The 12,687-nt window shown below is 68.7% G+C and carries 8 protein-coding genes; 3 read left to right on the top strand and 5 right to left on the bottom strand.

Features of this window, described 5'->3' with window-relative positions; translation table 11 throughout:
• Positions 1-505: 505 nt before the first annotated feature.
• A complete protein-coding gene (locus tag VFZ92_RS29945; protein ID WP_330879421.1) occupies positions 506-3,307 on the bottom strand; it encodes a helix-turn-helix transcriptional regulator in 2,802 nt (933 codons plus the stop codon).
• A gap of 751 nt (positions 3,308-4,058) precedes the next feature.
• Between VFZ92_RS29945 and VFZ92_RS29940 the strand changes: the two genes are divergently transcribed.
• Together VFZ92_RS29940 and VFZ92_RS29935 are read left to right on the top strand one after the other, a co-directional pair.
• Positions 4,059-4,832, top strand: coding sequence for a carbon-nitrogen hydrolase family protein (locus tag VFZ92_RS29940; RefSeq protein WP_330879420.1), 774 nt, complete (start codon positions 4,059-4,061; stop codon positions 4,830-4,832).
• Between the two features lie 59 nt (positions 4,833-4,891).
• Positions 4,892-6,583, top strand: coding sequence for an NAD(P)/FAD-dependent oxidoreductase (locus tag VFZ92_RS29935; RefSeq protein ID WP_330879419.1), 1,692 nt, complete (start codon positions 4,892-4,894; stop codon positions 6,581-6,583).
• Positions 6,584-6,770: 187 nt separating this feature from the next.
• Here VFZ92_RS29935 and VFZ92_RS29930 read toward each other — a convergent pair whose 3' ends face one another.
• The 4 genes from VFZ92_RS29930 to VFZ92_RS29915 form a co-directional block, all read right to left on the bottom strand.
• Positions 6,771-8,231, bottom strand: coding sequence for a UbiD family decarboxylase (locus VFZ92_RS29930; protein WP_330879418.1), 1,461 nt, complete (start codon positions 8,229-8,231; stop codon positions 6,771-6,773).
• Complete coding sequence (locus tag VFZ92_RS29925; protein ID WP_330879417.1) at positions 8,215-8,853, bottom strand: UbiX family flavin prenyltransferase; 639 nt, start codon at positions 8,851-8,853, stop codon at positions 8,215-8,217. Before VFZ92_RS29925 ends, VFZ92_RS29930 begins: the two co-directional genes overlap by 17 nt.
• A 6-nt stretch (positions 8,854-8,859) precedes the next feature.
• Positions 8,860-9,876 carry an ABC transporter permease gene (locus VFZ92_RS29920; protein WP_330879416.1) on the bottom strand — a complete coding sequence of 339 codons (1,017 nt, stop codon included), beginning with the start codon at positions 9,874-9,876 and terminating at the stop codon, positions 8,860-8,862.
• 103 nt (positions 9,877-9,979) lie between these two features.
• Positions 9,980-10,891: an ABC transporter ATP-binding protein gene (locus tag VFZ92_RS29915; RefSeq protein WP_330879415.1), complete on the bottom strand. Its 912-nt coding sequence runs from the start codon at positions 10,889-10,891 to the stop codon at positions 9,980-9,982.
• 157 nt (positions 10,892-11,048) lie between these two features.
• Between VFZ92_RS29915 and VFZ92_RS29910 the strand changes: the two genes are divergently transcribed.
• On the top strand, positions 11,049-11,867 hold the full coding sequence (locus tag VFZ92_RS29910) for a siderophore-interacting protein (RefSeq protein ID WP_330879414.1): 819 nt from the start codon (positions 11,049-11,051) through the stop codon (positions 11,865-11,867).
• Positions 11,868-12,687: the final 820 nt, after the last annotated feature.

Here is a 12,687-nt window from a genome sequence, read left to right as displayed (position 1 = left end):
TACCAGGGTAAGGGTCAAATCCCCCGAGTAAAATCGGCCATGCTTTAGGGAAAGCCCACCGGCCCACCTTTGGTTGCCGCTCGGTTTGATCGCTGTCTTGGAGCGTTCGCGGCTCGGCTTTGTTCGCCGGCTTGGGTGTTGTTGGCTCGGTCTTGTTCGCCGGCTTGGGTGTTGGTGGCTCGGCCTTGTTCGCCGGCTTGGAGTGTTCGTGGCTCGGTCTTGTTCGCCGGCTTGCCACTCTCGCTACCTGTTCGGTGCTGCTCGGCTTGATCGTCGACGTTTGACAGTGCCCAGTTACCCCGACCCCTGCTTCGCGGCGCCGCCGACCCTCCCCGGTTTCACCCGCATTATCTGCTGATCTTGCCTTCTTGCCCTTTACCGCTTGACTTGCTGCACTTTCTTCCCCATTTGCCTGCTGAACAGCAAAGATCCCCTGGCCTCGGCCTGGGGATCTACAGGGGCTGCTGCCCCCGGATCGCGCGGCTGGGCCGCGCGGATCCGGGGGTCAGGCGATTGAGGCGGCGTCGCTCCACAGGTCTGCGGGGAGGTCCTTCCGCTGGGTGACGTTGAGCTTGCGGTACGCCTTGGTCAGGTGCTGTTCGACCGTGCTGATCGTGACGTACAGCTTGTTGGCGATTTCCCGGTTCGTGTGGCCCAGTGCTGCCAGGCCCGCGACCCTGCGCTCCGCGTCCGAGAGGGTCGCGGCGCCGCATTCGGCTGCTGTCTCCGATGTGGTGGACGTGGTGTTCCCTCGGCTCTGGTCGGGGATCAGCTGGGCGCACAGCGGTTCTGCCTGGCAGTCCTTGGCGACGCGCCACGCGCGGCGGACCATCATCCTGGCTCGGTCCGGTTCGCCCAGCTGGTGGTGGGTGTGGCTGAGGTCCGCCAGCACTCGGGCGACCTCCAACTGGCCTCCCGCGGCCTGGACCTCCTCCAGTGCGCTGTGGAGCAGCTGCGAGCGCTGGCGGAGGTCGAGCGTGGCCGCCTTGACGCGCATCGCCATGCCCCTGGACAGGGACGGGCCCATGACCGGGATGGCCAGTTGCTGGTCCGCCAGTTCGCGGGCCTTGGCCTGGTTGCCCAGGCGGAGGTAGACCTCGGCCGCACCGGTGCGCCACGGGAGGAGACCGGGTGAGTCGAGCTTCCACTTGACCATGAGCTCGCCGCAGGACAGGAAGTCGCCCAGTGCCGCGGGGAGCTGGCGGGTGGCGAGGTGGTGCTGGCCCTTGGCGTACAGGTAGTGCAGGCCGTAGCGGCCGCGGTAGATGTGCTGCGGGACCCGCTGCGCGAGCGCCTCGGCGGCCTCGTCGAACTTGCCCATCGCGGTGGTGGCCTGGAGCAGGGTGCCGAGCACCATGCCGACGCCCGCGCCCCACGTGCGCGGGTCGACCTTCTCCAGTGCGAACCTGGCGTGGCGGCGCGCGGTGCCGAGGTCGCCCATGCGCAGCGCCACCTCGGCGCGGATCATGGCGAGTTCACCGAGCCAGCCGGGAGGGCTGGAGGACTCGTGGCGGTCGGTCATGAGGGTGTCGCACCAGGACTTCACGCTGTCGAGCTTCTCCAGGTACAGCAGGGTCCGCAGGGCGGCGCTGACCTCCTCGGTCGGCTCCTCGACGAGGTTGACGCTCTGGAGCACGCGTTCCGCGGTCATGACGGCGCTGTCGTCCAGCTCGCCGCCGATGACGCGCGTGAGCGCGGTCGCGGCCTGGACGCGCATGCCCATGTCGACCGAGACCTGGTCGCCGTCCTGCTGCACCTGCGGGAGGTTGTTGACCAGTTCCGGGTAGGACCCGGCCGCCCACATGCGGGTGATCTTGATTTCGGCCCTGCTGGGCTCGTCCAGCTCGTCGGCGCGGGCGACCAGGCGGGCCAGGCCCTCGGCGACGTCGTCGACGCGGCCGTGCACGACGAGGAAGCGGACGAACCAGAGGAGGCCGCGGCCGAGGAGCTTGCCCTCGCGCATCGCCTCGCCGAGCGCGGGCACGTGCTGGAGCGCGGAAGCGGGGCTGAGGCGGAGCTTGAGGCGCACCAGCATCATGACGAGCTCGATGGGCGTCTCCTCCTCGCGGTCGCGGATCGCGAGTTCGAGGTAGTCGACGGCCTCCTCGACCTGCTCGTCGAGGAGCGCGGACTCGGCGGCCTCGCGCAGCACCGGCAGCGCCCACTCGGGGCAGGTGGTGCCCGCGGCGACGAGGTGGGTCGCGACGACGCGCGGCTCGGCGCCGTCCTGGGCGAGCAGCCACGCGGCCCGCAGGTGCAGCTCGGGGAGGTCGGCGTTGGCCATCGCGTCGTCGATGACGGCTTCACGGATGGCGGGGTGGCGGTAGGTCTCGCCGCGCAGCAGGCCCATCACGACGAGGCTCTCGACGTCCTTGGCGGCCGTCTTGGCGCAGCGCTCCATCATGCGGCCGAACAGCTTCGGCCGGTCGGCGTGGTTGCCGAGGACGGCGAGCGCGTACGCGGCCTCGCGGATGGCGGGGTCGCCGCGGTGCAGGCAGCTCATGACCGCCTCGGCGAAGCCCTCCCCCACGACGGGGGCCTCGGGCGCGCCGTCGCCGTGCCGCAGGCGCTGCTGGTCTTCGAGCAGCGCGCGCACGAGCAGCGGGTTGCCGCCGGTCACCTCGTAGTACTGGGAGCCGAACGCCTCCGCGATGCGCGGGTCCAGTTCGGACGCGACCATCTCGCCGACGCCCGCGGCCGACAGCAGCGTGAGCCGGATGCTGTGGCAGTGGGGGTGGCGCAGGAACTCGGTGTGGAACAGCGAGCGGGGTTCGCGGGAACCCACGCACTCGGTGAACACGATCGCCACGCTGGCCGACCGGAGCCTGCCGAGCACGTGCCGCAGGGTCTCCTTGGACAGGTCGTCCATGTTCTGGACGTCGTCCACGACGATGACGACCGGGCGCTGTTCGGCGATGTTCAGCATCGCGGCACCCAGCTGGTGCAGCGCGTGTCCGCGCTTGGTCTCCGCGCCGTCCACGTCGCCGTCGGCGGTCCTCGAAGGACTGGACGCCTCGTCCAGCAGTCCCGCGAGGTAGTCCGCCCGGTCGCCGGGGCAGAGTTCGAGGGGCACGTTGCGCTGGAGCTGGCTGAGCACCCCCAGCGGCAGGGAGCGTTCCCCCGCGGTGCAGGTGGCGTTGAGGAGGAGTGCTCCCGAGCGCTGCACCTCCTCCCCGAAGGCGTGGAGCAGCGCGGTCTTCCCGGTTGCTCTGGCACCGGTGATCATGGCCACGCCGGACCGGCCTCGGAGGCAGTCCTCCAGCACGTGCTGGAGGGTGGCCAGTTCTCTAGTCCGTTCGACCAACATCTAAGACCGCGTTCCTTTCCCGGTGTGGTCACCTGTCCCGCCCATACGTGTCCGCGGTGAACAAACAGTGGCCAACTCAAGTCGGGTTGTCCCACCAGGCCGTCCTGGTAACACACAACGACAGTATCAGGACAATAAGAAGCTTGTCGATAACGTCTCGGGAAACCGTCGAGTAACCCGGACCATGTGCAACATGTGCGTTACGGAGTTCGCGTCTTACATCCCACAACATCCGTGAGCCATCGTGAGAATTGTATGAAAACACTGATCCATAAAACCCTACTTCCGTAGGGTTGCGGCTGACCAAGATCACTCTTGCACTGGCTGAAAGTGATCCACTGACAGCAAACACACAGGTCAGGAGGCCGGAGAATCCGGAAGTCATTCATAACCCCGTCACGAAACGTGACCCCCAGTTGAGACGGGGGCAATGAATACTGCCCTTTCGCACACCGGCCGCTTCTTCATGGACCACAGAACATGTTTAGCCTGGCAAAACATCAACGCTGGCTCCTTACCTGCGATGACATTGCTACCAGCCCGAATAAGGGCCTACAAGCCCCCTAGGGGCACACAGGGGCCGGGCAGGGGTTGCCGCACCCCGAGTGCAGTCCATAGCTTCGGTGCACTCAGTGTTTCTGCGAATTGAATCATAATGCCGTTTCATAATGACGTTATCACTCCGGCCATAACCGGGCGCCTTCACAACCCCGCCGAAGGAGAACGACCGGCGGAGTAAGGATCGACGAGCATGAGGATCGCTTGCTGGCAGACCGTCGCCGGCGGAGAGCCGCCCCGGACGCGGCTCAGAGCCGCGGCTCGGAGCGCCGCCGAGGCCGGTGCCCGGTTGCTGATCACGCCCGAGATCTCCCTGACCGGCTACCACCTCGGCCCGCGCAAGCTCCGTGAGCTGGCCGAACCCGACGACGGCCCGATGTGCGAGGAGGCTGCGGCCATCGCGGCCGAGACCGGCGTGGCGATCGTCTTCGGCTGGCCGGAGGCCGCGGGCGGCGAGGTCTACAACACCGTCCGGCTGGTCGACGGGCGGGGGGACGCGCTGGCGACCTACCGCAAGACCCACCTGTTCGGCGACATCGACCGCGCGATCTTCCAGCCCGGCGAGGTCGGGGTGGTGCAGGCCCGGCTCGACGGCCTCACCGTGGGGATGCTCATCTGCTACGACGTCGAGTTCCCGGAGACGGTGCGCGCCCACGCGCTGGCGGGCACCCAGCTGCTGGTCGTGCCGACCGCGCTGATGAAGCCGTGGGACATCGTGGCCAGGACGCTCGTGCACTCGCGCGCCCTGGAGAGCCAGCTCTACATCGCCTACGTGAACTGGGCGGGCACCGAACGCGAACTGGAGTACTGCGGCCTCACCCGCGTGGTGGGCCCGTCGGGCCACGCACTGCACGAGGACGTCCACGGCGAACAGCTGGTCGTGGCGGACCTCGACCCCACCCGGATCACGAAGGCCAAGCAGGTCAACGACTACTTGGCGGACCGACGACCCGAGCTCTTCCTCTGACCCCCTTCCGCCGCACCCGCCGGAGAGCGGGTCACCACCGTCAACCGGGGGTAGCGCACATGGACCACACCAACCCGATCGGCCACGACGACCTGAACGGCCTGCGGGCCCCGGTCACGATGTTCGGCCCCGACTTCCCGTTCGCCTACGACGAGTGGCTGGCCCACCCGGCGGGCCTCGGCGCACTGCCCGCGTCGGCGCACGGCACCGAGGTCGCCGTCATCGGCGGCGGCATCGCGGGCCTGGTCACGGCCTACGAGCTGATGAAGCTCGGGCTGCGACCGGTGCTGTACGAGGCGGAGCAGATCGGGGGCCGCATGCGGTCGGTCCCGTTCCGGGAGCACCCGGAGTCGGTCGCGGAGATGGGCGCCATGCGCTTCCCGCTGGCGGCGACCACGCTGTTCCACTACATCGACAAGGTCGGCCTGAAGACCACGCCGTTCCCGAACCCGTTGTCCACCAACACGCCCAGCACGGTCGTCGACCTCAAGGGGGTGAGCCACTTCGCGCACACGTCGGCCGACCTGCCGGTGGTCTACCAGCAGGTGGCCGACGCGTGGGACAAGGCGTTGCAGGAGACCGCGGAGCTGTCCGCGATGGAGGACGCGGTCCGCAGCCGCGACGTCACGACCATCAAGGCCATCTGGAACCGCCTGGTGCCGCGCCTGGACGACGTGTCGTTCTACGGGTTCCTCACGGCGTCGCCCGCGTTCGCCTCGTTCCAGCACCGCGAGATCTTCGGCCAGGTGGGGTTCGGCACCGGCGGCTGGGACACCGACTTCCCCAACTCGATGCTGGAGATCCTGCGGGTCGTCTACAACGGAGCCGACGTCGACCAGCAGCGCATCATCGGCGGCAGCCAGCAGCTCCCGCTGCGCCTGTGGACGCACGAGCCGGAGTTCCTCGACCACTGGCCGGAGGGCACGACGCTCGCGTCGCTGCACGCGGGCGGGGTGCCGAAGACCGCGGTGAAGTGGATGCGGCGCACGGCGCACGGCATCACCGTGGAGGACGCCGAGCACGGCATCCGCACCTACCCGGCCGCGGTGTTCACCGCGCAGAGCTGGGCGCTGCTGTCGAAGGTCAAGTGCGACGAGTCGCTGCTCCCCCAGTCCCTGTGGACCGCGGTGGAGCGCACGCACTACATGGGCTCGTCGAAGCTGTTCGTGGTGACGGACAGGCCGTTCTGGCTCGACGTGGACCCGCGCACCGGCAGGCACGTGATGAGCATGACGCTGACCGACCGGATGCCGCGCGGCGTCTACCTGTTCGACGACGGGCCGGACAAGCCCGGTGTGATGTGCCTGTCCTACACGTGGAACGACGACTCGCTGAAGCTCGCGACCCTCACGCTCCAGGAGCGCCTGGACGTGGTGCTGGGCTCGCTGGCCGAGATCTACCCCGGCGTGGACATCCGCACGCACATCATCGGCGACCCGGTGACCATCACCTGGGAGACCGAGCCGCACTTCATGGGCGCGTTCAAGTCGAACCTGCCGGGTCACTACCGCTACCAGCGCAAGCTCTACACGCACTTCGTCCAGGACGACCTGACCGACGCCCAGCGCGGCCTGTTCCTCGCGGGCGACGACATCTCGTGGTGCGGCGGCTTCGCCGAAGGGGCCGTCACCACCGCGCTCAACGCGGTGTGGGGGGTCCTGCACCACCTGGGTGGCCGCACTCATCGCGGCAATCCGGGTCCAGGGGACGTCTTCAGCGAGATCGCCCCCTTGGAGCTGCCGGAGTTCTGATGTGACGTCGGTCGCCATCAACACTGTCCGCGGAGCCCCCGTGTCGCAACGTGACACGGGGGCTCCGCCGCAACTGTGCACTGATGTACACAGTGCGATTCCCTTTTCTCCCGGCCCGTGGACGCCGAGAAGGGCCCGTCCGGAGCAACGGCTCCGGACGGGCCCTTCCGATGCGGTGGCGAGGCGCTCAGGTCCAGTTCTCGATGACCTTCCGCTGCAACTCCTCCGGGTACGAGGCCGCGAACGACGTGTGGGCCATCCGCTCGCCGATCGGGGCGAGCAGGCCGTCGAAGACGACCCTGGGGCCCCAGCCGCGCTTGTACTCGATGTCGGTGTGGCTGACGAACAGCGGCAGGATGACGCTGTCCATCTGGACGCGCTTGGACACGGGGTGGATGCGGGTCGCGATGGCCCAGGTGACCTCGGCGAGGTCGGTGGGGTCGATGTCGTCGTCGAGCAGGAAGATCTGCGGGAAGTACAGGCCCGCCTTGTTCCAGAACAGCGTCTGCCCGATGTACTGCGCGAGCGTGTCGCTGGTCGTGTCGGGGTCGACCAGGTCGCGCCAGTTCGGCGGGACCGTCACCACGAGCCACATGCCCGCGGAGTCCATCGGCGACCAGACCGTGCTGACCGGCAGCTGCACCTCGCGCAGCCGGGCGAGGCACTGGCTGGCGGCGCCGACGCAGGTGACCGTGTGGTACTCGTCCGGCGGGCGCCCCTCGGCCACCAGGGGCCAGATGGGGTCGTTCCGGTGCGTGATGGCGTCGATGTGGAAGGTGGGCTGTTTCGTCACGTCCATGGGGTGGTAGCCGGCGGCCTCGCCGAACGGGCCCTCCAGCGCGTCGCGTTCGAGCGACACGTGGCCCTCGATCACGACCTCGGCCGTGGCGGGCACGAGCAGGTCGACGGTCTTGGCCTTGACCAGCTCGATGGGCTCGCCGACCAGCGCGCCCAGGAACCCGGCGTCGTACGCCCCGTCGGGCAGCGGGAAGCCCGCCACGTACGGGACGCCCGGCTCCGCGCCCTGGACCAGCGCGTAGGGCATCGGCTTGCCGATCTCCACCCACTGGTTCCAGACGTGCCCGATGTGCTGGCCGTCGGCGACCAGGCCGGTCATGCGCTTGCCGTCGATCTTCATCACCCGCGCGATGGACCAGTTGGTCCACTCGCCGTCGGGGGTCTGCACGATCAGGGCGCCCCAGGTGTTCGCGTACCGCCCGCCGTCCTTCTCGTGGACGATCGGGATGGGGAACGAGTCGAGCGTGGCGTCGTCGCCGAGCAGGACGTTCTCCTGGCACGGCCCGCTCTCGACGACGACGGGCGGGATGGGCTCGCGGGTCTGGGCCTCCGCCAGCGCCTCGACGATCTGCCGCCCGGTGCTGTCGGGCTGGAGGCCGAGCGAGAGGGCGATGCGGGCGTAGGGCATGTCCTCCCGCGACGACAGGGCGGCGGGTGCGCCGAGGATGCGGAAGCCGGGGCGGGCCCCGCGGATGTTGGTGAACAGCGGCGCCGGGGAGCGGACCTCGTAGCTCCGCCGGGTGATCGCGGCGGGTTCCATGTCACCGTCGACCTCCCGGTCGATCACCACGAGGTCCCCGAGGTCGTGCAGCGCGTCGAGGTACCCGCGCAGATCAGTGAAGTGCTTCATCGCCGTTTTCCTTCCGGTGCTGGCGTGCAGACTTCCCGCCGTCCCACCGCGTCGTGAGGTCGTTGTCCACACCGAACTGGTCGAGCACGCGACTGGTCACGTGGTCGACGATGTCCGGGACACCCGTGGGGTGGTTGTAGAACGCGGGCATGGGCGGCAGCATGACCACGCCCATCCTGGCCAGTCCCAACATGTTCTCCAGGTGGATCTCGCTCAGCGGCGTCTCCCTCGGCACGAGCACCAGCTTGCGGCGCTCCTTGAGGGTCACGTCCGCCGCGCGGGCGATCAGCCCTTCGCCGTACCCGACCCTGATCGCCGCCAGGGTCTTCATGCTGCACGGGGCCACGATCATCCCGTCCGTCCGGAACGAGCCGCTGGAGATCGCCGCCGCCTGGTCGTGCGACCCGTAGACGTGGTCCGCCAGGGATTGGACCTGGCGGACCGTGTAGTCGGTCTCCATCTCGATCGTGGCGCGTGCCCACTTGCTCAGCACGAGGTGCGTCTCCACACCGACGGCGCTGAGCGTTTCCAGGACCCGGATGCCGATGGCGGCGCCGGTGGCGCCGGTCATGCCGACGACGACGCGCCTCGGCACCCGGATCCCGTCAGCGAACGCCCGCACCGGCGATCACTTGTCTTCCCAGCGGAAGAACACCGCCGCGAGGGTGCTGATGACGAGCGTGAAGCCGATGAGCACCGAGCCCGGCAGGATGAGGGCCTCGAAGCCCTTGCCCCGCACCAGGACGTCGAGCATGCCCTCGTTCATGTGCCGCAGCGGCAACGCGTTGGTGATCAGCTTGACCCAGTCCGGAGCCTTGTCGATCGGGAAGAAGCTGCCCGCGAGCAGGGCCATCGGGAGCACGGCGAGGTTCGCCGCGCCGGTGACCGAGTCCTCGGTCTTGCAGATCGCCCCGAGGAGCATGCCCACCGAGAAGAAGGCGAGCGTCCCGAGGATGAGCAGGGGGATCGCGAGCCACCACTGGTTCGACAGCTGGAGGCCGAACATCGGCAGCGTCGCGACCGCCACGAACAGGACCGCCTGGAGCAGCGCGATCACGACCGAGAGCAGCAGCCTGGACGAGAGGACCGAGCCGCGGCCGATGGGGGCGAGCTGGATGCGGCGCAGGACCTGCTTGCGGCGCCACGCCACCAGGGTCAGCGCGGAGCTGAACACCGCGGCGGTGGACACGCCCCACGACAGGATGCCGGGGGTGAGGTACTGGATCGGCTCGAAGGCCGTCTCCTCGATGGGTTTCTGCCGCACGGCGTACTTCGGCGGGGTGGTGCCCGCGCCGAGGTTCGCGCTCGCGACCGCGTCGGAGATCTTGGCCAGCGCGGGCCCGGTCTCGGCGCGGTCGCCGTTGGCGTAGCGCACGTCGATCGAGTCGCCCTGCGACACGACGATCGCGGCCACGTTGCCGTCGCGCAGGCTGTTGATGGCGGTGGTGGAGTCCTTGAACTCCTGGAGGTTCACACCCTCGGAGTTCTTCAGCGCGGCCACGACGCGGCTGTCGCCGACCACCGCGATCTCCACCTCGTTGCCCAGCTTCACACCGGAGAGCAGGGAGAACACGATGAGGAACATCAGGGGGAACATGAAGGTGAAGAAGAGTGCTGCCTTGTCCCGGTAAGAGGCCTTGAACATGGCCAAAGACAGGCTGGAAAACGCTTTCATGTCGCCGTCTCCGCTCGAAGGTCTGACGACGCCGGAGGCTCGATCACCGGTGCGACGCCAGTTGGTTGGTGGGTCACTCGCGGTACGCGCGACCGGTGAGGTGCAGGAACACGTCCTCCAGGGTGGCCGTGCGGACCTGCGCCTTGTTCAACGCGTCGAGCTCCCCCAACGCCTTGATCGTGAGACCGGCGTCGTTGGTCGCGATGATGATGGAAACGCCGTCGTCCACGACGTTGTCGGCTCCGGGCAGCATCCGGGCCACTTCGGCGGTCACCGTGCCGTGCTCGACGATGACCTGGGTCTGGGCGTCGAGCTTGCGCACCAGCCACGCGGGCGGGCCCATCGCCATGATGCGTCCCTTGTCGACGATCGCCACCCGGTCGCAGAGGATCTCGGCCTCGTCGAGGTGGTGGGTGGTGTAGACGATCGTCTTGCCGCGCGCCTGGATGGCCCGCAGCACGTCCCAGAGGTTGCGGCGCGCCTGGGGGTCCAGCGCCGCGGTCGGTTCGTCCAGGAACACGATCTCCGGGTCGTGCGCCAGTGCGCACGCGATGGAGAGGCGTTGCCGCTGCCCACCCGAGAGGTCAACGTCCTGCACGTCGGCCTTGTCCGTGAGGCCGACCAGTTCGAGCATGTCGACGGCCGCCGACCGGCTCACGCCGTAGAGCGACCCGAACGTCTGCAACTGCTCCTTCGACGTCAGCCGCTCGAAGAACGACGACGCCTGCAGCTGGACGCCCAACTTGGGAAGTAGCTTGGGATTCCGTGGCCAAGGGCTCTCGCCGAGGATCCGCACCGAACCGGAGTCCGGTTTGCGCAGGCCCTCCACGATCTCCAGGGTGGTGCTCTTCCCGGCCCCGTTGGGACCGAGAAGACCGAAGAACTCTCCTTCCGCGACGGTGAACGACACACCGTCGACGGCACGCAAGTCGCCGTAGGACTTGCGAATGTCGCTCACGACGATCGCGGGCCCGTCTGCTGTCATGGCACAAAACGCTAGGGCTGGATCGGTTTCGCGACGATGGCCCGAGCCGTTTCTAGGGGACCCCTAGCACATCTTCAGGGGGAGCGTGCTGCGCCACACGGGCCCGTCTCGTCTGGTTAGGCTAACCTAAATGGATGAAAAACTACTGGGAGGCCCCATGACCGACACCTCTGCGGGCGACGCCCCGAAGCGGGACCGCCGCCAGGTCGTCACGCTCAGCGTCCTGCGGACCGAGCGGGTCACCCCGCACATGATCCGCGTCGTCGCGGGAGGCCCCGGCCTGGCGGACTTCGCCCCCAACGACCGGACCGACGCGTACGTGAAGGTGCTGTTCCCTCTGCCCGGCGTGTCGTACCCGACGCCGCTGGACATGCAGGCCGTGCGCCGCGACTTCCCGCGCGAGCAGTGGCCCGTCGTGCGCACGTACACGGTGCGCTGCTTCGACCCGGTCGCGCGGGAGCTGGCGATCGACTTCGTGCACCACGGTGACGTGGGCGTGGCGGGCCCCTGGGCGGCCTCGGTCCAGCCCGGTGCCGAGTTCTCCCTGCTCGGGCCCGGTGGGGCCTACGCGCCGGACGCGTCGGCCGGGTGGCACCTGCTGCTCGGGGACGAGGCCGCACTGCCCGCCATCAGCGCCGCGCTGGAGCGGCTGCCGGCCGGGGCGCGGGCTCGGGTCGTGGTCGAGGTGGCCGGGGTCGACGAGGAGCAGAAGATCGACAGCCCCGGTGAGGTCGAGCTGGTGTGGGTGCACCGGGACACCGGTGGGTCGCTGGTGGACGTCGTGCGGGGGATGGAGTTCTCCGGGGAGGACGTGCAGGCGTTCGTGCACGGCGAGGCCGCGATGGTGAAGGAGCTGCGGGCCCTGATGGCTGAGCGCGGGGTGACGAAGGACCGTTTGTCGATTTCCGGGTATTGGCGGAGGGGGTTGACCGAGGACGGGTTCAGGGAGGTGAAGGCGGCCGAGTCCGGGGGGTGATTCCGGGTCGGGTGGGTTCGGGGTCGGTTCGGGTGGGGTTGGGGTCGGTTCGGGTGGGGTGGGGTTGGGGTTGGGGCGAGGTGGGGTTGGGGCGGGTGGTGCTGGGTCCGGTGGTGCCGGTTCGGTCGCCCTGGACCGGGTGATGCCGGTTTGGGTGGTACCGGGTTCGGTGGCGCTGGGGCGGGTGGCGCCGGGTTCAGTGGTGCCGGATCGGGGGATGCCGGCTTGAGCGGTGCTGGATCGGGCGGTGCTGGATCGGGCGGTGCTGGATCAGGTGGCACTGGATTCAGTGACCCTGGACCGGGTGGCGCTGGCTTCGGTGGTGCTGGACCGGGCGGTGCTGGCTTCGATGGTGCTGGACCGGGCGGCGCTGGGACGGCCGGTGCTGGATTCGGTGCGCAGAGCGGGCGGCGCTGGATTCGGTGACGCTGGGCCGGGTCATGCTGGGCCGGGTGGCGCTGGTTCAGGTGGTGCTGGTTCAGGCCGGACCGGATTTGGTCGCTGGATCGGGTGGTGTCGGTTTGGGGTGCCGGGTGTGCGTCCGGCTGGTGCGTGATGGGCCGAGTGGGGATATCCCCGTTTGAGGCTCCTCGTGTTCGCCGACTGGGCGATCGCGTGCAGATTGTGCGGGCCTGCGTTCCTCGGCCGGGCGGTCCCGTGCGGATTGTGGTTGGAGACTCCGCGTGTTCCCCCTGCCGGGCGGCCCCGTGCGGATTGCGGGCCCCGGAAATTGTCGTACCCCTGTCGTAGCGTGTGTGTCGGGGGGTTCTCACATCAGGGGGACCCCGGTTCGGTGTCCCGCTTCAGCGCTTGTTCCGGT

The organism is Umezawaea sp., from assembly GCF_036375055.1.
Classification (GTDB): Bacteria; Actinomycetota; Actinomycetes; order Mycobacteriales; family Pseudonocardiaceae; genus Umezawaea.
The sequence above is the reverse complement of the archived record's forward strand: the minus strand, read 5'-3'. Positions and strand labels throughout refer to the sequence as shown.

Excerpts from the sequence above, each read along its gene's own strand:
- VFZ92_RS29945 (WP_330879421.1), bottom strand. The coding sequence starts at position 3,307 with ATGTTGGTCGAACGGACTAGAGAACTGGCCACCCTCCAGCACGTGCTG.
- VFZ92_RS29940 (WP_330879420.1), top strand. The coding sequence starts at position 4,059 with ATGAGGATCGCTTGCTGGCAGACCGTCGCCGGCGGAGAGCCGCCCCGG.
- VFZ92_RS29935 (WP_330879419.1), top strand. The coding sequence starts at position 4,892 with ATGGACCACACCAACCCGATCGGCCACGACGACCTGAACGGCCTGCGG.
- VFZ92_RS29930 (WP_330879418.1), bottom strand. The coding sequence starts at position 8,231 with ATGAAGCACTTCACTGATCTGCGCGGGTACCTCGACGCGCTGCACGAC.
- VFZ92_RS29920 (WP_330879416.1), bottom strand. The coding sequence starts at position 9,876 with ATGTTCAAGGCCTCTTACCGGGACAAGGCAGCACTCTTCTTCACCTTC.
- VFZ92_RS29915 (WP_330879415.1), bottom strand. The coding sequence starts at position 10,891 with ATGACAGCAGACGGGCCCGCGATCGTCGTGAGCGACATTCGCAAGTCC.
- VFZ92_RS29910 (WP_330879414.1), top strand. The coding sequence starts at position 11,049 with ATGACCGACACCTCTGCGGGCGACGCCCCGAAGCGGGACCGCCGCCAG.